This window comes from Kitasatospora sp. NPDC059827, from assembly GCF_042731675.1.
In the GTDB taxonomy this organism is placed as follows: Bacteria; Actinomycetota; Actinomycetes; order Streptomycetales; family Streptomycetaceae; genus Kitasatospora.
This window is the reverse complement of sequence record NZ_JBHWIV010000007.1, coordinates 142,387-168,153: the sequence shown is the minus strand read 5'-3', so window position 1 is coordinate 168,153 and position 25,767 is coordinate 142,387. Positions and strand designations below refer to the sequence as shown.

23 protein-coding genes are annotated in these 25,767 nt (G+C 74.9%); 15 read left to right on the top strand and 8 right to left on the bottom strand.

Annotated elements, in window-relative coordinates:
• Positions 1-109 precede the first annotated feature (109 nt).
• From ACFV8H_RS07035 to ACFV8H_RS07005, 7 genes are all read left to right on the top strand, one after another.
• Positions 110-403: a hypothetical protein gene (locus ACFV8H_RS07035; protein WP_380397168.1), complete on the top strand. Its 294-nt coding sequence runs from the start codon at positions 110-112 to the stop codon at positions 401-403.
• Positions 404-482: 79 nt separating this feature from the next.
• Positions 483-830 (top strand): GntR family transcriptional regulator, encoded by a 348-nt coding sequence (locus ACFV8H_RS07030; RefSeq protein WP_375884444.1) that lies wholly within the window; start codon positions 483-485, stop codon positions 828-830.
• Complete coding sequence (locus ACFV8H_RS07025) at positions 827-1,831, top strand: DUF1648 domain-containing protein (protein WP_380397166.1); 1,005 nt, start codon at positions 827-829, stop codon at positions 1,829-1,831. The genes ACFV8H_RS07030 and ACFV8H_RS07025 overlap by 4 nt, the downstream gene beginning before the upstream one ends.
• 177 nt (positions 1,832-2,008) lie before the next feature.
• The gene (locus ACFV8H_RS07020) at positions 2,009-3,748 is read left to right on the top strand and encodes an ABC transporter permease (RefSeq protein ID WP_380397164.1); all 1,740 of its coding nucleotides are present in this window, start codon (positions 2,009-2,011) and stop codon (positions 3,746-3,748) included.
• Positions 3,749-3,762: 14 nt separating this feature from the next.
• Entirely contained in the window at positions 3,763-5,082 is a 1,320-nt protein-coding gene (locus tag ACFV8H_RS07015) for a nitrate/sulfonate/bicarbonate ABC transporter ATP-binding protein (protein WP_380397163.1), read from the top strand.
• Positions 5,083-5,227: 145 nt separating this feature from the next.
• Entirely contained in the window at positions 5,228-5,980 is a 753-nt protein-coding gene (locus ACFV8H_RS07010) for a hypothetical protein (RefSeq protein ID WP_380397161.1), read from the top strand.
• A gap of 75 nt (positions 5,981-6,055) precedes the next feature.
• Positions 6,056-6,895, top strand: a complete 840-nt coding sequence (locus ACFV8H_RS07005; protein ID WP_380397159.1) for an SAM-dependent methyltransferase — start codon at positions 6,056-6,058, stop codon at positions 6,893-6,895.
• 21 nt (positions 6,896-6,916) lie between these two features.
• Here ACFV8H_RS07005 and ACFV8H_RS07000 read toward each other — a convergent pair whose 3' ends face one another.
• Positions 6,917-7,579, bottom strand: a complete 663-nt coding sequence (locus tag ACFV8H_RS07000; protein WP_380397157.1) for a response regulator — start codon at positions 7,577-7,579, stop codon at positions 6,917-6,919.
• Positions 7,576-8,778 (bottom strand): sensor histidine kinase, encoded by a 1,203-nt coding sequence (locus tag ACFV8H_RS06995; RefSeq protein WP_375884426.1) that lies wholly within the window; start codon positions 8,776-8,778, stop codon positions 7,576-7,578. Before ACFV8H_RS06995 ends, ACFV8H_RS07000 begins: the two co-directional genes overlap by 4 nt.
• A gap of 125 nt (positions 8,779-8,903) precedes the next feature.
• Here ACFV8H_RS06995 and ACFV8H_RS06990 point away from each other — a divergent pair, with 125 nt between their 5' ends.
• Positions 8,904-9,815, top strand: coding sequence for an ABC transporter ATP-binding protein (locus ACFV8H_RS06990; RefSeq protein WP_380397155.1), 912 nt, complete (start codon positions 8,904-8,906; stop codon positions 9,813-9,815).
• Positions 9,812-10,681 carry an ABC transporter permease gene (locus tag ACFV8H_RS06985; protein WP_380397154.1) on the top strand — a complete coding sequence of 290 codons (870 nt, stop codon included), beginning with the start codon at positions 9,812-9,814 and terminating at the stop codon, positions 10,679-10,681. The genes ACFV8H_RS06990 and ACFV8H_RS06985 overlap by 4 nt, the downstream gene beginning before the upstream one ends.
• Here ACFV8H_RS06985 and ACFV8H_RS06980 read toward each other — a convergent pair.
• Positions 10,644-12,221 (bottom strand): MFS transporter, encoded by a 1,578-nt coding sequence (locus ACFV8H_RS06980; protein WP_380397152.1) that lies wholly within the window; start codon positions 12,219-12,221, stop codon positions 10,644-10,646. The genes ACFV8H_RS06985 and ACFV8H_RS06980 overlap by 38 nt on opposite strands.
• Before the next feature lie 172 nt (positions 12,222-12,393).
• Here ACFV8H_RS06980 and ACFV8H_RS06975 point away from each other — a divergent pair, with 172 nt between their 5' ends.
• From ACFV8H_RS06975 to ACFV8H_RS06965, 3 genes are all read left to right on the top strand, one after another.
• Positions 12,394-14,460 (top strand): MDR family MFS transporter, encoded by a 2,067-nt coding sequence (locus ACFV8H_RS06975; protein WP_380397150.1) that lies wholly within the window; start codon positions 12,394-12,396, stop codon positions 14,458-14,460.
• Positions 14,461-14,583: 123 nt separating this feature from the next.
• Entirely contained in the window at positions 14,584-15,948 is a 1,365-nt protein-coding gene (lysA, locus tag ACFV8H_RS06970; protein ID WP_380397148.1) for a diaminopimelate decarboxylase, read from the top strand.
• A gap of 49 nt (positions 15,949-15,997) precedes the next feature.
• Entirely contained in the window at positions 15,998-16,924 is a 927-nt protein-coding gene (locus tag ACFV8H_RS06965) for a LysR family transcriptional regulator (protein ID WP_380397146.1), read from the top strand.
• A gap of 55 nt (positions 16,925-16,979) precedes the next feature.
• Here the strand turns inward: ACFV8H_RS06965 and ACFV8H_RS06960 are convergent, their stop codons facing one another.
• The 4 genes from ACFV8H_RS06960 to ACFV8H_RS06945 form a co-directional block, all read right to left on the bottom strand.
• Positions 16,980-18,611, bottom strand: a complete 1,632-nt coding sequence (locus tag ACFV8H_RS06960; protein WP_380397144.1) for an amidohydrolase family protein — start codon at positions 18,609-18,611, stop codon at positions 16,980-16,982.
• Between the two features lie 300 nt (positions 18,612-18,911).
• On the bottom strand, positions 18,912-19,874 hold the full coding sequence (locus ACFV8H_RS06955; RefSeq protein ID WP_380397142.1) for a 1-phosphofructokinase family hexose kinase: 963 nt from the start codon (positions 19,872-19,874) through the stop codon (positions 18,912-18,914).
• On the bottom strand, positions 19,871-20,872 hold the full coding sequence (locus tag ACFV8H_RS06950; RefSeq protein WP_380397140.1) for an ROK family protein: 1,002 nt from the start codon (positions 20,870-20,872) through the stop codon (positions 19,871-19,873). The genes ACFV8H_RS06955 and ACFV8H_RS06950 overlap by 4 nt, the downstream gene beginning before the upstream one ends.
• A gap of 107 nt (positions 20,873-20,979) precedes the next feature.
• Entirely contained in the window at positions 20,980-22,023 is a 1,044-nt protein-coding gene (locus ACFV8H_RS06945; protein ID WP_380397139.1) for a zinc-dependent alcohol dehydrogenase family protein, read from the bottom strand.
• Positions 22,024-22,132: 109 nt separating this feature from the next.
• On the opposite strand from ACFV8H_RS06945, the gene ACFV8H_RS06940 reads away from it, so the two are divergent.
• Positions 22,133-23,050, top strand: coding sequence for a LysR family transcriptional regulator (locus tag ACFV8H_RS06940; protein ID WP_380397137.1), 918 nt, complete (start codon positions 22,133-22,135; stop codon positions 23,048-23,050).
• A gap of 65 nt (positions 23,051-23,115) precedes the next feature.
• On the opposite strand, the gene ACFV8H_RS06935 is transcribed toward ACFV8H_RS06940, so the two are convergent.
• Positions 23,116-24,153: an aldo/keto reductase gene (locus tag ACFV8H_RS06935; protein WP_380397233.1), complete on the bottom strand. Its 1,038-nt coding sequence runs from the start codon at positions 24,151-24,153 to the stop codon at positions 23,116-23,118.
• Positions 24,154-24,282: 129 nt separating this feature from the next.
• Between ACFV8H_RS06935 and ACFV8H_RS06930 the strand changes: the two genes are divergently transcribed.
• The gene (locus ACFV8H_RS06930; RefSeq protein WP_380397135.1) at positions 24,283-24,915 is read left to right on the top strand and encodes a TetR/AcrR family transcriptional regulator; all 633 of its coding nucleotides are present in this window, start codon (positions 24,283-24,285) and stop codon (positions 24,913-24,915) included.
• A 95-nt stretch (positions 24,916-25,010) separates the two neighbouring features.
• Complete coding sequence (locus tag ACFV8H_RS06925; protein ID WP_380397133.1) at positions 25,011-25,700, top strand: C39 family peptidase; 690 nt, start codon at positions 25,011-25,013, stop codon at positions 25,698-25,700.
• Positions 25,701-25,767: the final 67 nt, after the last annotated feature.

Here is a 25,767-nt window from a genome sequence, read left to right as displayed (position 1 = left end):
CGGCGCTCCCCGCCACACGGATCGGCGCTCCCCGCCCTCCGGTGCGCCCTCCGGGGGCAACCCGGTCCTTCCCGGCGAGGCGCGCGCCTCGAACGGTTATGCATCCGACATGACCATCACTCTTCGCGCCGTCCTCGGCGTCCCGCTGATGACCGCCGCCGCCCTGGCCCTGACCGCCGTTCCGGCCGCCGCCGCCACCGGGGACCTCGCCATCAACGGCACCACCCAGACCGACCCCTCCGGCTGCTACGCCCTGGACGAGGGCGGCAGCATCATCGACAACCTCACCGACCGGGCGGTGGAGATCCACTCCGGCGCGGACTGCGGCGGGGAGGTCCTCGACACCGTCGCGGCCGGCGACGACACCCGGGTCACCGGCGCGCAGAGCCTCTACATCCCCTGAACCGTCCGTCCCCGCTGAACCGTCCGTCCCCGCGCGGCCGATAGCACCACGGCCGAATGGTGTTATCGTCACTAGCACCATGTTGCTGAAGCTGGACCTTGGCGACGCCCGCCCCTTGCACGAGCAGGTGGCGGGCGCGATCAGACGGGCCGTCGCGGAGGGCGAGTGCGCCCCCGGCGACAAGCTGCCGCCCGCCCGGGAGCTGTCCCGGGCCCTCGGTGTGAACACCAACACCGTGCTGCGCGGGCTGCGCGCCCTGCGCGACGAGGGGGTGCTGGAGTTCCGCCGGGGCCGTGGCATCACGGTCGCCACCGATGCCGACACCCGTAGCGAACTGGTCGAGCGGGTACGGCAGTTGGTCGCGGACGCGGCCGAGGCCGGCTACAGCAGGAACGATCTCGTGGATCTGATCAGGGGGATGTCGTGAAGGACGAAGCAGCCGCCGGGGAACCCGCCCCGGACCGGCCGGTGCGCCGGACGGCGCTGTGGGGGGCCGGGGTCTGGATCCTCGGCGTGACGGCTCTGCTGGTCGCACTGCCGCTGACCGCCCGGGACCGGCTGCCGGAGCAGGTGGCCACGCACTGGAGCGGCAGCCGGCCGGACGGCTCGATGCCGCTGACCGCCGCGGCGCTGTTCCCGGCCGGCGTCTGGCTGCTGCTCGCGGCCGGTCTGGCCACCACGCTGCGGTTCCGGCCCGGCCCCGCCCGCGGCGCCGCCGGGCCGGTGCTGGCCGCCACCGGGGTGCTGCTGAGCGGGGCGCAGGCCTCCATCGTGCGCGCCAACCTGGACCGGGCCCGCTGGCAGGACGCCGCGCCGATGGGCATCGAGGTGCTGCTGATCGCTCTCGCGGCGGGCCTGGCGGGCGTGCTGGCCTGGCTGGCGACCCGGTCGGCCGCCGACGGGCCCGCCCGGCCCGGCGGGCCGGTGCTGGAACTGAGGGCCGGTGAGCGGCTGGTCTGGCTGTCCCGGGCCTCCAACCACTGGATGCAGGTGGTCGCCGCCCTGATGGGCCTGATCACGGCGGCGGGCCTGCTGCTCGCCGCGGCCGGGCGCACCGAGTCCGTGGACTGGGCGTCGGTGGTCCTCTTCGGCCTCGGCGCCCTCGCCCTGCTGCTCTGCTCATCCGTCCGGGTCCGGGTGGGCGACGACGGCCTGCACGTCGGCTTCGGCCCGTTCGGCCTGCCCGCCCGGCACCTCGCCCCGGAGGAGATCGCCTCCGCCCGGGTCGGCCGGCTCAACGCCCGTCAGGCCGGCGGCTGGGGCTTCCGGGTCTTCCGCGGGGGCACCAGCGTCTTCCTGCGCTCCGGCGAGTGCCTGGTGGTCCGCACCAGGCGCGGGACGGACTTCGTGCTCAGCGTCGACGACGCCGAGCGCGGCGCGGCCCTGCTCAACGCACTCGTCGAACGGGCCGGCACCCCGACCGGCTGACCCGCACCCGGCCCCGCCCGGCCCCGCCCGGCCCCGCCCGGCCCGCCACCCCTGAGCAGCGCTCCGGTGGCGGGCCGGTCCGTCTGCCGCGAGGCTGGTGCGCGGTCGGACCGGCGCGGTCGACCCCGGCGCGGTGGACGAGCCGAGGAGCCGGCGAGCGGACGGACGGTGGTAGGGGTGGCCGGCGGCAACGGCGGTTTCCCCTCCCGCGGCGTGTGGCGCCGCCCCGGGCTGCGCTGGGTGGACGTCCTGGTCGCCGCCGCCCTGGTGGCCGGGCTGTACGGGCTGCTGCGGCTCGCCCCCTCGCTCGACGCCCCGTTCCTGCCCGAACAGGCCCCCGCCACCGTCTCCACCGACCCCTCCCGGCTGCCCTTCTACGCGGTGCGCTCGCTGCTGCGGATGTTCGTCGCCCTGATCGCCTCGGTGCTGTTCACCTTCGTCTACGCGACCGCCGCGGCCCGGATGCGGCGGGCCGAGAAGGTGCTGCTGCCGGTCCTCGACATCCTCCAGTCGGTGCCGGTCCTCGGCTTCCTGTCGATCACCGTCACCGCCTTCATCAACCTCTTCCCCGGCTCCACTCTCGGCCTCGAATGCGCGTCGGTCTTCGCCATCTTCACCTCGATGGCCTGGAACATGACCTTCGCGTTCCACTACTCGCTGGTCAGCCAGCCGCGCGAACTGGACGAGGCGGCCCGGGTGATGCGGCTGACCAAGTGGCAGCGGTTCTGGCGCCTGGACGTGCCCAGCGGCATGATCCCGCTGGTCTGGAACGGGATGATGAGCTTCGGCGGGGCCTGGTTCTTCCTGGCCGCCTCCGAGTCGATCAGCGTCCTCAACCACCGCTACGCGCTGCCCGGCATCGGCTCCTACGCGGCCACCGCCATCGGCGACGGCGACCTGGGCCAGGTCGGCATCGCGATCGGCGTGATGGTCGTCATGGTGATCGGCGTCAACGTGCTGTTCTGGCGGCCGATGACGGCCTGGTCCGAACGCTTCCGGGTGGAGGAGTCGCAGGCCGCCGACCGGCCGCGCAGCATCGTCCTGGACCTGCTGCGCCGCTCCAGCCTGCCGGAGCTGGCCGCCCGCCCGCTGCGGCCGGTCGGGGTCGCGCTGGACCGGGCCACCCGGGTCTTCGGCCTCGCCGAGCACCCGCTCGCCCGGCCCGCCACCCGGGAGCGCACCGGGGACGTGTTCTTCGCCGGCGCGGTCACCGCCGTGGTGGTCCTCGGCGCCTGGAGGGCCTTCGACTACGTCCACAGCACCGTCGGCCTCGGCGAGTTCGGCCACGCCTTCGCCCTCGGCGCGGCCACCTTCGGGCGGGTGCTGGTGCTGCTCGTGGTGGCCACCGCGGTGTGGGTGCCGATCGGGGTGTGGATCGGCATGAACCCGAAGGTCACCCGCTTCGCCCAGCCGGTGGTGCAGGTGCTGGCCAGCTTCCCGGCGAACTTCCTGTTCCCCTTCGCCACCGTCGCGTTCGTCGCCCTCGGCATCTCGCTGAACCTGGGCTCGGTGCTGCTGATGGCGCTCGGCGCCCAGTGGTACATCCTGTTCAACGTGATCGCCGGGGCCTCCGCGATCCCCAGCGACCTGCGCGAGGCGATGACCGGCTTCCAGGTCCGGGGCGGGCTGCGCTGGCGGGCCTTCGTCCTGCCGGCGGTCTTCCCGTACTACGTCACCGGTGGCATCACCGCGGCCGGCGGCGCCTGGAACGCCTCGATCGTCGCCGAGGTGGTCGACTACGGCGCGCACCACCTGACCGCCACCGGGCTCGGCTCGTACATCGCCGACGCCACCGGCACCGGCGACTTCCCCAGGATCCTGGTCGGGGTGAGCGTGATGAGCTGCTACGTCGTCGCGCTCAACCGGCTGCTGTGGCGCCGGCTCTACCGGCTCTCCGAGACCCGCTACGCCCTCTGAGGAGACCCCACGCGATGACCCCCGCCCCCGCCCGCACCACGATCGTCGAGGCCTCCGCCGTCACCAAGACCTTCACCACCCCGGACGGACGGGCCCTGCCGGTGCTGGACGACATCGGCCTGCACCTGGCCGAGGGCGAGATCGTCGCCCTGCTCGGCAAGTCCGGCTCCGGCAAGTCCACCCTGCTGCGCTGCCTGGCCGGGCTGATCCCGCCCTCCTCCGGGACGGTCACCTACCGGGGCACCCCGCTGCGGGCCGCCAGCCCGGGGGTGGCGATGGTGTTCCAGTCCTTCGCCCTGCTGCCCTGGCTGACCGTCCAGCAGAACGTCGAACTCAGCCTCCAGGCGCGCGGGGTGGGCAAGGAGGAGCGGCGCGAGCGGGCACTGCGGGCGATCGACCTGATCGGCCTGGACGGCTTCGAGGGCGCCTACCCCAAGGAGCTGTCCGGCGGGATGCGCCAGCGGGTCGGCTTCGCCCGGGCGCTGGTGGTCGAACCGGACGCGCTGTTCATGGACGAGCCGTTCTCCGCCCTCGACGTGCTGACCGCCGAGAACCTGCGCAACGAACTGGTCGGCCTGTGGGAGGGCCGCGGGGCCCCGGTCAAGTCCATCCTGATCGTCACCCACAACATCGAGGAAGCGGTGCTGCTGGCCGACCGGATCCTCGTGCTGTCCTCCAACCCCGGCCGGATCCGCTCCGAACTGACCGTCGACCTGCCCCGCCCGCGCGACCGCCGCACCCCCCAGTTCGAGGCCCTGGTCGACACCGTCTACGGCATCCTCACCGGCCGCGAGGAGCAGCCCGCCACCGAACCCGCCGCCCCGCAGGCCGTCACCCCGATCACCACCCCGCTGCCGCCCGCCACCGTCGGCGGGCTGGCCGGCCTGTTGGAGATCCTGCTGGCCACCGGCGGCGAGGAGGGCCTGGCCGAGATCGCCGACGAGCTCAACTTCGAGGTCGACGACCTGCTCCCGCTGGTCGACGCCGCCGTCCTGCTCGACCTCGCCCGCACCACCGACGGCCGCTTCGCCATCACGGCCGCCGGCCGCGAGTTCGCCGCCGCCGACATCCTCACCAGGAAGCAGCTGTTCGCCCGCCAGGCCGCCCGCCGGGCCCCGCTGGTGCGGGCCGTCGTCCAGTCCCTGGCCGCCACCAGGGACCACAAGCTCCGCGAGGACCTCTTCCTCGACCTGCTGCGGTCCGGCTACGACACCGCGGACGCCCGGCGCCAGTTGGAGACCGCCATCGACTGGGGCCGCTACGGCGAGCTCTACGACTACGACGCGGACGACGCCGAGTTCCGCCTCGAACCCGGCGCCGAGGCGGCGTTGTAGGCCGAGGCCTCGTGGTGGACCGACGCCGCGTGGTGGAGAACGTGGTGGAGACCCGCCAAACCACCCGATTCGGTGGTGGTCGATCTCCGGTTGCGGGTACACCAGTTGACGGCCAACCATCGCGCTCACCAGCGAGGAGGCATCCGTGACCGACGACCGGAGTGCCGCGAACAGCATCGAATCCCCCGAATCCCGACCACAGAGCGTCCAGGACGAACGGACCATCACCTTCCTGCGCTTCGGCGTCGGCGCGATCGGCGTGCTGCTGCCACCGGCCCTGCCCCTGGGCAACTGGCTGGCGGACGAGCTCACCGGGCGGGCCACGGACGGCTTCTGGCCCGCGTCGATGAGCGCCGCCTACTACGGCGGCACCCGGAACGTCTTCGTGGGCGCCCTCTGCGCGCTCGGGGTGTTCCTGATCTGCTACCGGCTGGACCGGCGGGACGACCGGTGGAGCACGGCCGCCGGGGTGTTCGCGCTCGGGGTCGCGCTGTGTCCGACCGCGCCGTCGGACCCGACCGGGTTGCAGCGCACGGTCGGGGTGTTCCATCTGGCCTTCGCCGGGCTGCTGTTCGTGATGCTGGCGCTGTTCTGCCTGTACTCCTTCCGCAATCCGCGCTCGGCGCAGCCCGCCCGGGTGGCGACGGCGTACCTGGCGGCGGGAGTGCTGATCCTGGTCGCCCTGCTGGCGGCGGTGGTGACGGGGCTGTCCGGGTTCGGGGCCGACTGGGCGGTGCGGCCGGTCTACCTGTGCGAGTGGGTGGCGACCTGGGCGTTCGGTGCGGCCTGGATCGGTGCGGCGGTGGAGCTGGCGGCCGGGCGGGGCGGCCGGGCGGGGGCGCTGCCCCGGCAGGCGGTGGGGCTGGAGGTGCGCAGTCCGGAGGCGCCCCTCACCTGAGCCCTCGTCATACCGTCACACCGGCGAACCGTTACCATGCGCACCAAGACCGGCCGCCCTGGCGCCCGGTGACGGATGCCCGAAGCAACGGGGAGCGAGAGCGTGACGGACGAGCACTACCCCTCGATCGACCTGCGGATGGACGTGCCGCACTCCGCGCGGGTCTACGACTACCTCATCGGCGGGAAGACCAACTTCGAGGCGGACCGGGCCGCCGCGCACGCCTCCGTCCAGGCCTGGCCGGCGCTGCCGACGTCCATGCGGACCACCCGCGCCTTCATGCAGCGCTCGGTGCGCCACCTCACCGAGCAGTACGGGGTGCGGCAGTTCCTGGACATCGGCACCGGCATCCCCACCTCGCCCAACGTGCACGAGATCGCCCAGGCGATCGCCCCCGAGGCCCGGGTCGGCTACGTCGACAACGACCCGATCGTGCTGACCCACGCGCGCGCCCTGATGGACAGCACGCCCCAGGGGCGCACCTGTTACGTGGACGCCGACTTCCGGAACCCGGAGTCGATCATCGAGGACCCCCGGCTGCGCGAGGTGCTCGACCTCTCGCAGCCGGTGGCGCTCTCGCTGATCGCCATCGTCCACTTCGTGCTGGACGAGGACGACCCGCAGGGCATCGTCCGCCGGTTCATGGACGCGCTGGCGCCCGGCAGCTTCCTCGCCCTCACCGTGTTCACCGGCGACACCGACCCGGTCGGGGTGGGCGGGGTCGGCCGGGAGTACAACGCCCGGGGCATCCCGCTGCAGATCCGCGACAAGGCCGAGACCGAGGCCTTCTTCGACGGCTACCGGCTGCTCGACCCGGGCGTCACCCTGGTCCACCACTGGCGGCCGGACCCGCACACCCCGGCGGTCCGCGACCGGGACATCGCGATGTACGCGGGCGTGGCGGTCAAGGACTGAGCCCCGGAAGGGCGGGCCCGGTCAGCCGGGGACGGCGACCAGGCCCGCCTCGTAGGCCAGGATGACCAGGTGGACCCGGTCGCGGGCGTCCAGCTTGGCGAGCAGCCGGGTCATGTAGGTCTTCACCGTGGCGATGCTGAGCACCAGTTCGGCGGCGATCTCGGTGTTGGACAGGCCCCGGCCGACCAGGGTGAGGATCTCCCGCTCCCGCTCGGTGATCGCCTCCAGCCGCCGCGCGGCGGCGGCCGGTGCGGGCTTCGGCTGCTGGGCCGCGAACGCCCCGATCAGCCGCCGGGTGACGCTCGGGGCGATCAGCGCCTCCCCCGCGGCCACCACCCGCACCGCGGCGAGGATGTCGTCCAGCGCCATGTCCTTGACCAGGAAGCCGGAGGCCCCGGCGCGCAGCGCCGCGTACACGTGCTCGTCCTCGTCGAAGGTGGTGAGCACCACCACCTTCGTCGGCCCGCCCGCCGCGGTCACCCGCCGGGTCGCCTCGATGCCGTCGGTGCCCGGCATGCGGATGTCCATCACCACGACGTCCGGCCGCAGTTCGGCGGCGAGCCGGACGGCCTCGGCGCCGTCGCCCGCCTCGCCGACCACCTCGACGTCCGTCGTCTCGGTGATCACCATCTCCAACGCGGCCCGCACCAGCGGCTGGTCGTCGGCCAGCACCACCCGGATCACGCGGTCACCCCCTCGGGGAGCGGGACCGGCAGCCGGGCGGCGACCCGGAAGCCGCCGTCCGGGCGCGGCCCGGCCTCGAACTCGCCGTGCAGCAGGGCGACCCGCTCGCGCAGCCCGGCCAGGCCGAAGCCGCTGCCGGGCGCGTCGCCGTGGCCCCGGCCCCGGCCCCGGTCGGTGACCTCCACCCGGAGCTCCTGCGCCCGGCTGCGGTCGACGGTCACCAGGCACTCGGCGGCCCGCGCGTGCCGCACCACGTTGGTCACCGACTCCTGGATGATCCGGAACGCCGAGAGGTCGATCTCCGGTGGCAGCGGCCCCGGTTCGCCCGTGCGCCGCACCTCCACCCGCACCCCGGCCGCGGTGGTGGCCGCGGCGAGCCGGTCGAGGTCGGCCAGGCCCGCCGGGACGGTGTCGGACACCTCGCCGTCGGCCTGGCGCAGCGCGACCAGCATCCGGCGCAGCGCGGCCAGGGTCTCCCGGCCGGCCGCCTCGATCTCGCCCAGTGCCTGCTTGGCCCGCTCCGGCCGGCGGTCGATCACCCGGCGGGCCGCACCGGCCTGGAGGGCCACGATGCCCATGCTGTGCGCGACGGTGTCGTGCATCTCCCGGGCGATCCGCAGCCGTTCGGCGGTCACCGCCTCGGCGGCCACCCGGCTGCTCAGGGTCTCGGCGTGCTCCCGGTTCTGCCGCACCGAGCGCCCGGCCAGCCAGGCGACCAGGGCGAGCAGCGCGGCGCCGTCCGCCTCGCCGATGTGGGTGCCGGTGAAGATGCCGACGGTGTTGCCGTGGACCAGGCCCATGTGCAGCACCAGGAAGACCGCCGCCAGTGCGAAGGCGGCCCGCGAACTGCGGCGCGGGCAGCGGGCGGTGATCAGGAACAGCGCGACGTACACCGCCAGCAGTGCGGCCGGGGAGACCTGGACCTGGGCCGAGAAGCCGTCGGTCTCCATCCAGGTGGCGAACAGCAGCAGGGCGACCGAGAGCACCGGCAGCCGGCGCACCAGCGCCGCGCCGAGGAAGGCCACCGCCGTGTCGCCCAGGGTGAAGGCCAGGCCGCCGTGCAGGGCGGCGCCCCGATGCAGCCGGGCGGTGCCGCCGAGCAGCACGGCGGGGTAGGCGGCGGCCACGCACCAGGCGAGGGCGACCCAGGCCTCGGGCGGGACGCGCCGCAGCAGCGGGGGCGTCGGTGTGGTGGGCATGGTCCAAGATCGTAACGACGGGTGCGGGCGCCGTCATCCAACCCTGGTTGTACGACCGGGGCCGACCTGCGGTGTCGACGCCGGTCCGATGCGGCAGCGGGGGCTCCCCCGGCATCGTGGTGGCCATGATCGAAGTCACCGAACTGACCAAGCGCTACGGCCGCCGCACGGCCGTCGACCAGCTGACCTTCACCGTGTGCCCCGGCCACGTCACCGGCTTCCTCGGCCCCAACGGCGCCGGCAAGTCCACCACCCTGCGGATGGTGCTGGGCCTGAACGCCCCCACCTCCGGCACCGCCACCGTGGGTGGCCGGGACTTCCGCGGCCTGCCGCGCGGCCTGCGCGAGGTCGGTGCCCTGCTCGACGCCGGCGACGTGCACGGCGGCCGCACCGGCGGCGCCCACCTGCGGGCCCTCGCCCGCAGCAACGCGATCCCGCGCCGCCGGGTGGACGAGGTGCTCGCCGAGGTCGGCCTCGCCGACGCCGCCGGGCGCCGGATCGGCGGCTACTCGCTGGGCATGAAGCAGCGCCTGGGCATCGCCGGCGCACTGCTCGGCGACCCGCCCGTACTGCTCTTCGACGAGCCGCTGAACGGCCTCGACCCCGAGGGCGTGCTCTGGGTGCGCGGCCTGTTCCGCCGCCTCGCCGACGAGGGCCGCACCGTCTTCGTCTCCAGCCACATGATGGCCGAGATGGAGCACACCGCCGACCGGCTGGTGGTGATCGGCCGCGGCCGGCTGATCGCCGACGAGAGCCTCGGCGAGTTCGCCGCCCGGGCCGGCCGCGCCGCCGTCCGTGTCCGCGCCGCCGAACCCGAGCGGCTGACGGCCGTGCTGCGGGCCGCCGGGGCCACCGTCCGCCCCGAGCCGGACGGCAGCCTCGACGTGACCGGGCTGGGCGTCGAACGGATCGGTGAACTCGCCCTGGAGCAGAGCCTGCTGCTGTACGGCCTGACCGAACGCGGCGCCTCCCTGGAGGAGGCCTTCATGGAACTGACCGCCGACAGCATCGAGTACCTCGCCGGAGAGCCCCGTTGAACACCGCCCCGCACACCTCGACCCCCGTACGCTCCTCCACCCCCGTACGCTCCTCGACCCCCGTACGCCGCGCCCGCTTCGGCGACCTGCTCGCCGCCGAGTGGCTCAAGTTCTGGTCGCTGCGCTCCATCCCCTGGGTGCTCGGCATCAGCACGCTCGTCATCATCGCCGCCAACTACAAGGCGGCCCAGTACACCCACGACACCTACACGCCCGGCGACGGCGATCCGGCGGTGATGGCGCAGACCGCGCTCAACGACTCCTTCCACATCGGCTCCGCCGACATCATGATGCTGGTCGCGGGCGGCCTCGGCGCGATCGTCATCGCCGGTGAGTACGCGACCGGGCTGATCCGCACCACCCTGGCCGCCGTGCCCGACCGCCGGGCGGTGCTGCTGGCCAAGGCGGGCGTGCTGGCGGGCGTGATGACCGGCTTCGGCACCGTCGCCGCGGGCGTCTCCTTCGGCATCACCCAGGCCGTCCTGGCCGACCGCGGCATCGGCCAGTCGATCACCGACCCGACCGCCTTCCGGTACGTGGCCGCGGCCGCGCTGTTCGCCCCGGTCTGCGCGCTGGTCGGGCTCTGCCTCGGCACCCTGATCCGGCACAGCGCGGGCGCGGTGGTCGGCACCATCGCGGTGCTGTTCCTCCTGCCCTCCTTCGTCACCGAGCGCTACCGCTGGTCCGCCGATCTCCTGCACGCCCTGCCCTTCCCGGCCTGGCAGCGCCTGGCCCGCACCACCCTGGTCGGGATGCGCCCCAGCGACTACCCGGCCACCGTGGCCGGCTCCTGGACCAGCTACGCGGTGTGGGCGCTCGCCTCGGTCCTCATCGCGGCGGTGGCGATCCGGCGCCGCGACCACTGACGGGGCCGCGACCACTGACGGGGCCGTCACCACTGACGGGGCCGGCGGCCTCCCGCCGGCCCGCCCACTCCTCGGCGAGGGCGACCAGCAGCGCCGCCAGGACCAGCCCGGCCGCGACCGTGACGCCCAGTTGGAAGGCCAGCGCCCAGTCCGGGCGGCGCCCCCCGGCGTGGGCGAAGAAGACCGAGCCGACGACCGCGATGCCGACCGCCGAGCCGACCCGCTGGGCGGTCTGCAGCACACCGCCGGCGCTGCCCGCGCGGGTCAGCGGGACGTGCTGGAGGGTGAGGGTCTGGTTCGGGGCGATCACCAGACCGCTCCCCGCACCGGCCACCAGCAGCGGGCCGAGCGTCGTCCAGCCCACCAGCGGCCCGTCCCACAGCTGCACCGCCAACGCCGAGGCCAGCAGGCCGCCCAGCACCAGCAGCAGCCCCGCCACCACCAGCCGGCGTCCGTACCGGCTCACCAGCCGCCCGCCCACCGCGGCCGCCACGCCCGAACCGACCGCGAAGGGGGTGATCGCCAGACCGGCCGTCAGAGCCGAGTAGTGGTGCCCGGCCTGGAGGTAGAGCGTGAAGATGAAGAAGATCGCGGTGAACCCGGCGAAGTACACCAGCGACAGCAGCACCCCCGCCGCGTACGGCCGCACCGCGAACAGCGCCATGCTGACCAGCGGTTCGCGCCGCCGCCCGGCCGGCCGCTCCCGCGCGTAGTGGCGCTCCCAGCCGACGAAGGCCGTCAGCAGCACCGCCGCCAGCGGCAGCAGCAGCCAGCGGGCCGGGCTGTGCCACTGCTGCTCCTGGACGAACGGCAGCAGCAGGGCGACCGTCCCCGCGCCGAGCAGCAGCACCCCGACCGGGTCGAAGTCCCGCTGCCCGGCCCGCTCGCCGGCCGGGCGGGGCGGCGGCAGCAGCCGGTAGGCGACCGGCAGGGCGACCAGCCCGATCGGCAGGTTGACCAGGAACACCCAGCGCCAGCCGTCCTGCGGGCCGAACGCGTGGATCAACAGCCCGCCCAGCAGCGGTCCGACGGCGGTGGACAGCCCGATGGTCGCGCCCAGCGCGCCGAAGGCCCGGCCGCGTTCGGCGCCCTGGAACAGGGTCTGGATGAAGCCGGACACCTGCGGCACCAGCACCCCGCCGGCCGCGCCCTGGAACAGCCGGGCCAGCACCAGCCACTCCTGGTCCTGGGCCGCACCGGCCAGCGCGCTGGCCGCGGTGAACAGGGCGAGCCCGGTGAGGAAGACGGCCCGCCGGCTGCGGGCGTCGCCGAGCCGCCCGGCGGGGACGAGCACCAGGCCGAAGGCCAGCGCGTAGCCGCTGAGCACCCACTGCAGGCCGCTGTCGGACATGTGCAGTCCGGCCCGGACGGTGGGCAGGGCGACGTTAACGATGCTGACGTCCAGCAGGGTCATGAACCCGGCGACCAGGCAGACCGTCAGCGCCCGCCAGCGCCGCGCCTCCGCCCGCCCGCCGACGGCGGAGGCGCCGGGCGGCTGCGGGCGCGGGGGCTCCGCGTCGCGGGAGGGTGGGGCGGTCATGGGGAGCCTCCTCCCGGTGTCCGCGGACTGGTGCCGGCTCTGCTCCGGCTCATCCTCACCTGGGCCGAACCCCGTCGCCACCCGAACCCCGTCCGGCCCCGGGTGCGCGGGGTGCTCACCCGAACGGACGAACCGGATCGCGACCGGCCCCGAGCCGCCCGAGGCTGGCGGCATGACTGTCGCCACCGAGACCCAGCCCTCCGCCCCGCCGGTGCTCGACGTACGGCAGCGGAACGTCGTCTTCGCCACCATCGTGCTCGGCATGCTGCTGGCCGCCCTCGACCAGACCATCGTCGGCACCGCGCTGCCCACCATCGTCTCGGACCTCGGCGGCGCCGCCCACATGTCCTGGGTGGTCACCTCCTACCTGCTGGCCGAGACGGTGGCCACCGTGCTGGCGGGCAAGTTCGGCGACCTGTACGGGCGCAAGCTGATCTTCCAGGTCTCGGCGATCGTCTTCGTCGGCGGCTCGTTCCTGTGCGGCCTGTCCACCAACATGACCCTGCTGATCGCCTGGCGGGCCGTCCAGGGCATCGGCGCGGGCGGGCTGATGGTCACCGCGATGGCGCTGATCGCGGACGTCATCCCGCTGCGCGAGCGCGGCAAGTACCAGGGCGCGATCGGCGCGGTGTTCGGCCTGGCCACCGTCATCGGGCCGCTGCTGGGCGGGCTGTTCACCGACCACCTGTCCTGGCGCTGGGCGTTCTACGTGAACGTGCCGATCGCCGTCGTCGTGGTGATCGCGGCCGCCCGGACCATCCCCTCGGTGCGCTCGGCGGTGCGGCCGGTGATCGACTACCTGGGCATCGCCCTGGTCTCGGTCGGCGCCAGCGCCCTGATCCTGGCGACCAGTTGGGGCGGCAACCAGTACGCCTGGGGCTCCGGGGTGATCATCGCCCTGTTCGTCGGCGGCGCGGTCGCGCTCGGACTGTTCTGCTGGACGGAGACCCGGGCCGCCGAACCGATGCTGCCGATGCGGCTGTTCCGCAACCCGGTGTTCGCGGTCTGCTCGGTGCTCAGCTTCATCGTCGGCTTCGCGATGCTCGGCGCGCTGACCTTCCTGCCGACCTTCCTCCAGTACGTGGACGGCGACTCGGCGACCGTCTCCGGCGTGCGGATGCTGCCGATGGTGATCGGCCTGCTGATCGCCTCGATCGCCAGCGGCAACGTGGTCAGCAAGACCGGCAAGTACCGGCTGTTCCCGATCGCCGGCACCCTGGTGATGGCTGTCGGCCTCTACCTGCTGTCCCGGCTCGAACCCGGCACCGGCACCGCGCTGGCCTCCCTCTACATGTTCGTGCTCGGCGTCGGCATCGGCCTGAGCATGCAGGTGCTGACCATCGCCGTGCAGAACACCGTCGACTACGCCGACCTCGGCACCGCCACCTCCGGGGTGACCTTCTTCCGCACCATCGGCAGCTCCTTCGGCACCGCCGTGTTCGGCACCATCTACGCCAACGGCCTCAAGACCGAACTCGCCAAGGGCGTCGCCGCCTCCGCCCGGCTCACCGGCGCCGACCCGGCCGTCCTGGTGCACGCCGGGGAGAGCCCGCAGGGCCTGCACAAGCTGCCCGCCGACCAGGCCGCGCCGATCATCCAGTCGTACTCGGACGCCCTGCACACCGTGTACCTGTGGACCATCCCGGTGGCCGTGGTCGGCTTCGTGGTCGCGCTGTTCCTCAAGCAGGTGCAGCTGCGCGACACCACCCGGGCCGGCTCCACCGACATGGGCGAGGGCTTCGCCCAACCCACCACCAGCGACTCCGACCCGCACCTGGAGTACGCCGTCAGCAAGATCGTGCGCGACATCGACCTGGACACCGTACGGACCATCGTCGGCGACGCCGACACCCGCGTCGACCTCGCCGGCGCCTGGGCCCTGATGGAGGTGGCCGGCCACACCAAGGCCCTCGGCCACGCCTCCCTCGACCTCATCGCCACCCGCAAGAAGCTGCCGCCCGAGGTCCTCGAACCGGTCTTCGACCGGATGGCCACCGAGGGCTACCTCACCCGCGACGGCGACCGCCTCACCCACACCGAGGCCGGCACCCAGGAGGTCCGCTCCCTCGCCCGCGCGTGGTCCGGCTGGCTCAACGCCCGCCTCGACGCCGACGCCGGCCGCCCCCGCAGCCCCCAACTCCGCACCGCCGCCGACGCCATCGCCTGGCGCCTCCTCACCGAGGACCTCGCCAACGGCCTCCCGGCCACCGCCCGCCACAAGAACGACGCCAAGGTCTGACGGCCCGCCGACACCCCGCGAGCATCGAGGAAGGTACGGCTCAGGGCCCGAAGAATGCGCTTTCTCGCCCCCTCCCCCAGGCCCGAGGATGAGCAGCGAATCAGCCTGCCGGGAGGAAGAACCGTGTCCGCTGCGCCGCCCGCCCCGCCGTCCGCCGACTCCCCCGTCGAGCCGGGCCTGCTGCCGCTCACCGCCGAGGTCCGGCCCGAGGGCCTGGCCGTCGGAGGCGTCCTGCTGGAGCAGATCGCCCGCCAGCACGGCACCCCGCTCTTCGTCTACGACGAGGAGCACCTGCGCAGCCGCTGCCGGGAGGCGGTGGCCGCCTTCGGCCCGGGCAACGTGGCCTACGCCTCCAAGGCCTTCCTCTGCACGGCCATGGCCCGGCTGGTCGCCGACGAGGGCCTGCTGCTGGACGTCGCCTCTGGCGGCGAACTGCGCACCGCCCTGTACGCCGGGGTGGAGCCGGACCGCATCGTCCTGCACGGCAACAACAAGGACGACGGCGAGCTGCGCACCGCGATGACCGCCGGACTGCACCACATCGTGGTGGACAGCTTCGACGAACTGGAGCGGATCGAGCGGCTGCACCACGTGGAGGGCCTGCCGCCCGCCCGGATCCGGCTGCGGGTGGCGCCCGGCGTCGCGGCCGGCGCCCACGAGGCGATCCGCACCGGCGGCCACGACTCCAAGTTCGGCTTCGGCCTCGCCGACGGCGCCGCCGCGGCCGCCGTGCGCCGGGCCGCGGCCTCCACGGCCGTCCGGCTGGAGGGCGTGCACGCCCACGTCGGCTCCCAGGTCCTCGACCCGGCCGAACTGGCCGACGGGGCCGCCGCGGTGGCCCGCTTCGCGGTGGACAGCGCGGTCGCCGGACTGACCGTCGGCGGCGGCCTCGGCGTGGCCTACGTGGGCGGGCAGAGCGCCCCGCCCTTCGCCGTCTGGGCGGCGCGGGTGCGCGCGGCGGTGCGCGGCGCGGGCTGGACGGGCGAGGTCGGCGTGGAGCCGGGCCGCTCGATAGCCGCCCGGGCCGGGCTGACCCTGTACCGGGTCGGCACCGTCAAGCGGATCCCGGACGTGCGCACGTACGTCAGCGTGGACGGCGGCATGAGCGACAACCTGCGGCCCGCGCTGTACGGAGCCGGCTACGAGGCCTTCCTGCCGCGCTGCCCCGAGGCGCACCGCCCGTACCGGGCCCGGCTGGTCGGCAAGCACTGCGAGAGCGGCGACGTGATCATCGACGACGCGGCCCTGCCGGCCGACCTGCGGGTCGGCGACCTGCTCGCCACCCCGGTCACCGGCGCCTACGGCTACGCGATGGCCTCCAACTACAACAAACTGCCGCGGCCCGCCGTGGTCTTCGTCCGCGACGGCCGGGCCCGGCTGGTGGTGCGCCGGGAGACCGAGTACGACCTGCTGCGCCTCGACGTCGCGGGCGACGGCAGCACCACGCGGCCGGCCCCGGAACCGGCGAACGCCCAGCGGGGCGCCTGAGCCCCGGGGTTCCGGGGAGGGTCCGGAAGGCGGGTCCTAGTCTGGGCCGATGCTGAACAGCGCCCGCCTGCTCGTCCTGCTGGAGATCGCCCGCCGCGGCACCATCGTGGCCGCGGCGCAGGCACTGCACCTCAGCCCGTCCGCCGTCTCGCACCAACTCGCGCGCCTGGAACAGGAGCTGGGGGTCGCGCTGGTGGAGCGGGCGCCGCAGTCGCTGCGGCTGACGGCGGCGGGGGCCCGGCTGGCCGAGCACGCCCAGGCGATCGCCGACCTGATGGCCGTCGCCCGGGACGACCTGCGGGCACACGCCGAGGCGACGGCCGGGGTGCTGCGGGTCGGCTTCTTCGTCTCGGCCGGGCTGGACCTGCTGCCCCGGGCGCTGTCCGGCTTCGCGGCCCGGTACCCGCGGGTGGAGCTGGAGTTGGTGACGGGCCAGCCGCAGGAGCTGGTGCCCGACCTGGAGGCGGGCCGGCTGGACGCGGCCGTGGTCTTCGAGCACCCGCTGGACCCCTGGTGCCGGGAGGCGACGGTGCGGGTGCGGATGTTCTTCGCCGAGCCGCAGTTGGTCGTGCTGCCGCCCCGGCACCGGCTGGGGCGGCGCCCGGTGGTGCGGCTGGCGGAGCTGGCGGACGAGAGCTGGATCGGCACCCACGGCGGCGGCATCGGCGAGCCGGTGCTCGAACGCGCCTGCGCGGCCGAGGGGTTCCGCCCCCGGGTGCGCTGCCGCAGCGACCACTACCAGGTCACCGTCAACCTCGCCCGGGCCGGGATGGGCGTGGCGCTGATCCCCGCACTCGGCCTGGCCGACGACGCCGGGGTGCACGTCTGCCGACTGGACCACCCCCGGTTGCACCGCCGGATCGGGGTGGCCACCCGGGCCACCAACCGCAACCCGGTGCTGCACGCCTTCCTCACCGAACTCGACGCCGCCGCGGCGGAGACCGGTTCGCTGCTGGAACGGCGCTGGGCGGGCTGAGCGGGCCGGCGGAGCGGGTGGTCGGGCCGGGCGGCTCCCGTCTGGCCACGACGTGTCACCGGACCCGGAGCACCTCACCCGCCCGGGCCCCGGTCGGCCGCCCCTCGCGCACCGCGACCCGCCCGGCCACCACCACCGTCTCCACGCCCTCCGGCGGCAGCAGCGGCCGTTCGAAGGTCGCCCGGTCCAGCACGGCCTCCGGGTCCAGCACCACCAGGTCCGCCACCGCGCCGTCCCGCAGCACCCCGCGCCCGTCCAGGCGGAAGCGCGCGGCGGGCAGTCCGGTCATCTTGTGCACCGCGAGCTCCAGCGGCAGCAGCCCCTGGCTCCGCCCGTAGTGGCCGAGCACCCGGGCGAAGCTGCCCGCCCACCGCGGGTGCGGGCGGCCGGGCTTGGGCACCCCGTCCGAGCCGATCATCGACAGCGGGCTGGCCAGCACCCGGCGGACGTCGTCCTCGCGCATCGAGTGGCTGATGATGGTCACCTCGCCCCGCCCCTCCAGCAGCAGTTCACAGACGTGGTCCACCGGGTCCGCGCCGCGCTCGGCCGCCAGCTCGGCGATCCGCCGACCCTCGGCGGAGCGGCGGGCCGGGGCGGCGGCGACCGAGATCAGGTCCCAGCCTCCGTTGCCGACGGTGTTCTCCCAGCCCTCCACCCCGTGCACGAGGTCCGCCCGGATCCGCTCCCGCACCTCGGGGCTGCCCAGCCGGGCCAGCAGGGCGGCGGGCCCGCCCTCGCTCGCCCACGGCGGCAGCATCGCGGACAGCACGGTGCTGCCCGCGGTGTACGGGTAGACGTCGCAGAGCACGTCCACGCCCTCGGCGCGGGCCCGGTCCAGCCGGGCCAGGGTCCGGACGGTGGCGCCCCAGGCGTGCCGGCCGGCGGTCTTGTGGTGGGAGACCTGCAACGCGGCGCCGGAGCGCGCGGCGATCTCCAGGGCCTCCTCCAGCGCCTTCTCCACCTGGGACATCTCGTCCCGCAGGTGGGTCACGTACGGCTTGCCGTGGCGCGCGGCGACCGACGCCAGGGCGACGATCTCCTCGGTGCCGGCGTAGCAGCCGGGCGGGTAGATCAGACCGGTGGAGAACCCGGCGGCGCCCTGGCCGAGCGAGCGGTCGAGCAGCTCGCACATCGCGGCCAGTTCCCCGGGGGTCGGCGGGCGGTCCGCGAAGCCCATCACCCCGGCCCGCAGGGTCCCGTGGCCGACCAGCGACGCCAGGTGGTTGCGCCGCAGGCCGGGCCGCTGCCCGGCGGCGAAGCCGGCGAAGTCCCGGGCCGGGCGCACCGGCCCGAGGCCGAAGGTGACCCGCAGGTGCTCGGCGAGGGCGGGCAGCCGAGCCGGCAGCGCGGGGAACAGACTACTGCCGCAGTTCCCGGCGATCTCGGTGGTCACGCCCTGGAGCAGCGGGGCCAGCCGTAGCTCCTCGGTGCCGTGGTCCGCGCCGTCGAAGGTGGCGGTGAGGGCGTCGGAGTGGGTATGGACGTCGATGAAGCCGGGGGTGACGACCCGCCCGGTGACGTCCACCACCTCGACCGCGTCCACCGCCCCGGCCCCCGGCGCCAGGACCGCCACCCGGTCGCCGACGACCGCCACGTCCGCCCGCCGGGCGGCAGCCCCGGTGCCGTCCACCAGGCTGCCGCCGCGCAGCAGCAGGTCGATCCGGCCGGACGGGGCACGGCGGTGCATCGGCGACTCCCTCGGGCCCCACGGGCGGTGGCGGTGAAGATGGCGGCAGCGGTGGCGGTGTGCGCCGATGCTGACAGCCGGGCCGGTCGAACGGAAGATGCTGCAGCCATTCGCGCCTCAGCAACCACTTTCGTACCGCTGGCCCGTCGCCCGTTCCAGCCGCCCCGTCAGAGGGCCGGGGTGGTGTCGGTGGCGTCCAGCGCCGGGCACCGCGCGCAGTGCGCAGTGCGCGGGCCAGGGTCACGCCGCGGTGCCCGCGTCCGAGGGTGGCGCAGCCGATTCACCGACGTACCCGCCGGGTTACGAGGGGTGCGCTTCTCCCTGCGGGGCGGAGCCCGGTGCGGCCGGATGGACCGGGTGGACCCGGACGAGGGGGAGCAGTCGCCGGTGGTCGGCCGGGTCGAAGCTGCCGGCGAGCGGGGCGAGCACGGTCGCCGCGGAGAGGGCGACAGCCTCGGCCAGCCGCTCCGGCCACGGGGTTGCGGCGACCAGGCCCGCGGTGAGGGCGGCGACCGCCGAGTCGCCGGCGCCGGTCGGGTTGCCGCGTGCGTCCTCGGGTGGGCGGGCGCGCCAGTCGCCCTCCGGTGTGCTGGCGAGCAGCCCGCCGGGGCCGAGGGAGACGACCACGGCGCGGGCTCCGGCGGCGCGCAGCAGCCGGGCGCCGGTGAGGGGGTCCACCGGGCCCGCCGTCGCGGCGAGTTCGGCCGCGTTGGGCTTGACCAGGGCGGGGCCGGCGGCCAGTCCGGCGAGCAGGGCGGGCCCCTCGGCGTCGAGGACGGCGGGCACCCGCGCCTCGGCGGCGAGGGCGACCAGCTGCCCGTAGGCGTCCGGTGGCACGCCGCCGGGCAGCGAGCCGGACAGGACGACGGCCCGGGCGGTGCGCAGCAGTCGGCGGTAGCGGAGGGTGAAGGCGGACCACTCCTCGGCGGTGACGGTGGGGCCGGGTTCCAGGTAGACGGTCGCGTCGCCGGTGGCGTCCTCGACCACGGCGACGGTGCGCCGGGTGGGGCCCGCGATCGGTTGGAGTGCGTCGCGCAGCCCGGCGGCGGCGAGGTCGGCCCGCAGGGCCTTCCCGGTGGCGCCGCCGACCAGGCCGGTGACCACGGTGTCGTGGCCGAGCGCGGCGAGCACCCGGGCGACGTTGACGCCCTTGCCGCCGGCCCGTTCGGTGACGGTACCGACCCGGTTGCTGCCGTGCCGGGCCACCCGGTCGAGGCGGTAGGTGACGTCCACGGCGGTGTTGAGGGTGACGGTGAGGATCACGGCGTGCCTCCGACGGGCGACGGGGCTTGGACGAACGGGTCCCCGGCCGACGGGTCCCCGGCCGACGGGTCCCCGGCCAGCAGGTCCCGGGCCAGCAGGGCCGCGCCGAGGCAGCCCGCGCTGCGGCCGTGTTCGGCGGCGACCAGCCGGGGCGGGGTGCGGAAGGCCAGCCGCTCGGCGAGTGCCGTGGCCAGGGGGGCGAGGAGGTCCGCCCCGGCCCGGGCGAGGCCGCCGCCGATCACGATCCGCTCCGGGTCGAGCAGGGTGACGGTGGCGGCCAGGCCGTCGGCGAGGGCCGCCACCGCCTCGGCCCAGACCTGGGCGGCGACGGACTCGCCGGCGGTCGCCCGCCGGTGCACGTCCTCGGCGCCGAGGTCCGGGGTGCCGGTGAGCCGGGCGTGGCGGCGGGCGATCGCGGAGGCCGAGGCGACGGTCTCCAGACAGCCCCGGCCGCCGCAGGCACAGCGCTCGCCGCCGGGCCGTACGACCAGGTGGCCGAGTTCGCCCGCGATCCCGCGCGCGCCGCCCTGGGCGCGGCCGCCGGTCACCACGGCGGCGGCGATGCCCGTGCCGACGGGGACGAAGACGAAGGAGTCGCTGCCCCGCCCGGCGCCGAGGCGGGCCTCGGCGAGGCCGCCGGCCCGGACGTCGTGGCCGAACGCGACCGGGAGGCCGAGGTGTTCGGCCACCCGGTGGCGGAGCGGGATGTCGTGCCAGTCGAGGTTGACCGCCTTGACCACCGTGCCCGCGGCCTCGTCGACCAGGCCGGGCGCGACGACGCCGACGGCCCGCGGCGGGGCTCCGGCCCGCCGGGCGAGTTCCGTGAGTTCGGCGGCGCAGTCGAGCACGGTGTCGATGACCGCGCCACCGCCGCGGGCGGGCCGGGTGGGCCGGCGCTCACTGCGCAGGACCGTGCCGTCCGCCGCCACCACGGCGCCCTTGATCTCGGTGCCGCCGATGTCCAGGGCGATGACGTTCTCGGCGGCGACGTGGGCCATCGATCCCCCTGCTCGAATCTGCAACGAGTTGCTTGAAGCTGAGCAAAAGATAGGGCAGTCGATCAACTTTGAACAAGAGGGCAGCCGCGGCCCGGGGGGCAGGGCGGTCAGAACGCGATGCGGACCTTGAGCGCCGTACGGTCGTCCATCGCCCGGTAGCCGTCCGGGACGCCGTCGAGGTCCACGGTGCGGTCGAAGACCGCGCCGGGGTCGATGGCGCCGGAGAGCACGTCCGGCAGCAGTTCGGGGATGTAGGCGCGGGCCGGGGCGACGCCACCGGCCAGCGAGACGTTCCGGTCGAACATCTGCGAGATGTCCACGCCGGCCGAGCCGCCGTGCGGCACGCCGACGTAGCCGACCGTGCCGCCGTCGCGGGTGATGGAAAGGGCCGTCCGCATCGACTCCTCGGTGCCGACGGCCTCCAGCACGGCGTGCGCGCCGAGTCCGCCGGTCAGCTCCCGGACCGCCTCGACCGCGGCCTCGCCGCGCTCGGCGACGACGTCGGTGGCGCCGAAGTCGCGGGCGATCGCGGTGCGCCGCTCGTGCCGGCCGAGCGCGATGATCCGCCCGGCGCCCAGCCGGTGGGCGGCGAGCACGCCGCACAGGCCGACCGCGCCGTCGCCGACCACGGCGACGGTGGCACCGGGGCGGACCCGGGCGGAGACCGCGGCGTGGTGCCCGGTGCTCATCACGTCGGAGAGGGCGAGCAGGCCGGGCAGCAGCTTCTCCTCACCGGCGGCCTCCTTCGGGAGCTTCACCAGCGTCCCGTCGGCGAACGGCACCCGCACCGCCTCGCCCTGGCCGCCGTCGGAGCCGACCGACCCCCAGAAGCCGCCCTCGGGGCAGGAGGTGTGCAGGCCCTCGCGGCAGAACTCGCAGGTGCCGTCGGACCAGACGAACGGGGCGAGCACGAAGTCGCCCGGCGCGAAGCCGGTCACCTCGGGGCCGACCGCCTCGACGACGCCGAGGAACTCGTGCCCGATCCGCTGCCCGGGGACCCGGGCGGCGACGCCCCGGTACGCCCACAGGTCGCTGCCGCAGATGCAGGCGTTGACCACCCGCACCACCGCGTCGGTGGGCCGCCGGACCACCGGGTCGGGCACCTCCTCGATCCGGATGTCGTTGGGGCCGTGGATCACGGTGGCGCGCACGAAGACACTCCCGTACTGCTCGGGGACTGGGGTCGGGGCAGTCAGGTTCGCCGTCCACACGCCCCCGCGTCCAGCTACATCTCCTACAGCAGGCCCTTAAGCTGGACTGATGCTCGATGTCCGACGGCTCGTCCTCCTGCGCGACCTGGAGGCGCACGGCACGGTGACCGCCGTGGCCGAACTCCACCGCGTCACGCCCTCCGCCGTCTCCCAGCAGCTGCGGCTGCTGGAGGAGGAGGCCGGCACCGCCCTGCTGGAGCGCACCGGACGCTCCGTCCACCTCACCGCGGCCGGGCACCGGCTGGCCGCGGACACCGGGGCGGTGCTCGCGGCGCTCGACGAGGCCCGGGAACGGCTGCGCACCGGCGCCGGGGAACCGACCGGCCCGGTGCACCTGGCCTGCTTCCCGAGCGCCCTGGTCCCGGTCGCGGCCCCGCTCGGCGAGGCCCTGGAGCGCGCCCACCGCGGCCTGGAGGTGCACATCACCGAGGCCGAACCCGAGGCCGCCGTACGGCTGTTGCTCCAGCGCCGCGCCGACGTCGCGCTCGTCTACCGCTACACCAACCTCGCCGCGCCCCCGTACCCCGGCATCGAGACCCGCACCCTGCGGACCGATCCGCTGGTCGCGGTGCTGCGGGCCGACCACCCGGCCGCCGGCCCGGCGACGAGCACGGGCGGCACGGGGGCGCCGGTCGACCTGCGGGAGCTCGCGGACACCTCGTGGATCACCGCCCCACCGCAGACCCCCTGCGGGGACGCCGTCCTCCAGGCCTGCCGTTCGGCCGGCTTCACCCCGCGGGTGCGGCACACCTGCACCGACTTCGCCGCCATGACCGCCCTCGCCGCGAGCGGCGGCCACACCGTGCTCATCCCCCGGATCGCCACCGACCGCCTCCCGCCGACGCTGACCGTACGACCGGTGTCGGACACCACGCTCACCCGCACGATCGAGACCGCGGTCCGCCAGGGCACGGCCCACCAGCCGACGATCGCCGCCTGCCTCGAAGCCGCCGACCGGCTGGGCTGACCGCCGCGAGGCGCTGGAGAGCGGGCCCCGCCGGGCCGGGTCCGGCGAGGTCAGCCCCGGCGAGGTCAGCCCGCGAGCGGCGGGTTGAGGCGGGCGAAGGCCTCCTGCCGGTGGTACGGGAAGTACGGGTAGGGCGCGGTACGGGCGCTGGCGGCGTCCAGCCGGGCGACCTGCTCCGGGGTCAGCGACCAGCCCACGGCGCCGAGGTTCTGCCGCAGCTGCTCCTCGTTGCGGGCGCCGATGATCACGGAGGAGACGGTCGGGCGGCGCAGCAGCCAGTTGATCGCCACCTGGGGGACGCTGCGGCCGGTCTCGGCGGCGACCTCGTCCAGGGCGTCGACGACCCGGAACAGCAGGTCCTCCTCGACCGGCGGGCCGTAGTCGGCGGTGTCGTGCAGCCGGCTGCCGGCCGGGAGCGGCTCGCCGCGGCGGATCCGGCCGGTGAGGCGGCCCCAGCCGAGCGGGCTCCAGACCAGGGCGCCGACGCCCTCCTGCTCGGCGAGCGGCATCAGCTCCCACTCGTAGTCCCGGCCGACCAGGGAGTAGTAGACTTGGTGGGCGGCGTAGCGGGGGCGGCCGTGGCGCTCGGCCAGGTCGAGGGACTTCATCAGCTGCCAGCCGGAGAAGTTGGAGACGCCGGTGTAGCGGATCTTGCCCGCGCGGACCAGGTCCTCCAGGGTGGCCAGCACCTCCTCGATCGGGGTGGCGGCGTCGTAGGCGTGCAGCTGGAAGAGGTCGAGGTGGTCGGTGCGGAGGCGGCGCAGCGCGTCCTCGACGGAGCGGACCAGCCGGGCCCGGGAGGTGCCGGCGTCCTGGGGGCCGTCGCCGAGCGGCAGGCCGGCCTTGGTGGAGATCAGCACCTGGTCGCGGCGGCCGCGCAGGGCCTCGCCGAGCACCTCCTCGGCGGCGCCGTCGGAGTAGACGTCGGCGGTGTCGAAGAGGGTGACCCCGGCGTCGAGGGCGATGTCGAGCAGGCGGCGGGCCTGCTGGACGTCGGTGCTGCCCCAGGCGCCGAACAGCGGGCCGCGGCCGCCGAAGGTGCCGGTGCCGAGGCTGAGGGCGGGGACCTTGAGGCCGGAGGCGCCGAGGCGGCGGTACTCCATGCCGGTGGGTGCCGTGGTGGTGGTGGTCATGACGGTTCTCCCCTCGGAGCCACTAATGGGACTCCCGTTCCGTTAGGATGTCTCGAAGCTAGCAGACTCCATCCAGCTAATGGAACAGGAATCCCGTTAATGGTCGACGAGCCCACCGAGCCCTCCACCCCCGGCACCGTCCGCCCCGGCGGCCGCACCGCCCGGGTCCGCGCCGCCGTCCTGCGGGCCGCCGAGGACGCCCTGGTCGAGCACGGCTTCGCCGGCCTCGACCTCGGCGACCTCGCCCAGCGCGCCGAGGTCGGCCGCACCACCGTCTACCGGCGCTGGGGCAGCACCACCGCCCTGGTCGCCGACCTGCTCACCGACATGGCCGAGCAGTCGCTGCCGCGCACCCGCAGCGGCTCACTCGCCGAGGACCTGCGGGCCAACGCCCGACTGGTCCGGCGCACCCTGGCCGACCCCCGGCAGGGCGCGCTGTTCCGCGCCGTCCTGGTGGCCGCCAACGGCGACCCGGGCACCGCCGAGGCGCTGCGGCACTTCTACCGGCGCCGGGTCGAGGAGTGGGCGCCGTGCGTCACCGAGGCCGTCGAGCGCGGCGAACTCCCGCCCGGCACCGACCCGTTCGAGGTGATCCGGGCCGTCTCGGCGCCGCTCTACTACCGGATGCTCACCACCGCCGAACCGCTCGACGAGGCCGCCGCCGACCGCGCCGCGGCCGCCGCCGAGGCCGCCGCCCGGGCGGGGGCGTACCGACGGGCCGAGACGGGCTGAGGCGGGCCGAGACGGGCGCCTCGGCGCCTACGGTCCGTCACCTGATCGCCGCCCACCGGCTGCGGAGCGCAACCATCCTTCGTAGCGTCATGCCCATGACGATCACCTCACGCGCACGGGCCGCCTGCCTCACCGTCCTGACCACCGCAACCCTGGCGGCGGGCTCCGGCCCCGCCTCGGCCGCTCCCGCAGCCGTGACCGTGGCCGTGTCCGTGCCCTACTACGAGCAGCAGCTCGGCGACGACTGCGAGGCGGCCGCGCTGCGCATGCTCCTCGCCGCCCGCGGGGTGAGGGCCGACGACCAGCAGATCCTGGACCGGATCGGCGTCGACCGGGACCATCCGGAGTTCGGCCACTCCGGCCCGCTGTCCGGCGACCCCTACGTAGCCTTCGTCGGCGACCCGGACGGCTCGGAGTCGGCCGGCACCGGCTTCGGCGTCTACTCCCCGCCCGTCGCCGCGGCCGCCCGCTCGTACGGGCTCACCGTGCGCCAGGACGGCTCGGGCGTCTCCGTCCAGCAGCTCAAGGACCAGCTGGCCGCCGGCCACCCGGCGATCGTCTGGGTGGACTACCTCTGGCGCCACCTCAGGAGCACCACCTACACGGCCTACGACGGCCGGAGCGTGCTGTACGCCGGGCCGGCCGAGCACACCGTCGTGGTCACCGGGTTCAGCGGCGGCAGGGTGTCGCTCAACGATCCCGCCCGGGGCCGCACCACGGTCTCCGAGGAGGACTTCGCCGACGGCTACGCCACCTACGGGCAGATGGCGGTGGTCATCGACTGACCGGCGCCCGCGCAGCCTGTGAGCGATGTATGAGTTTTTGGCAAGAACCCACCCCCGAACCGCCCCC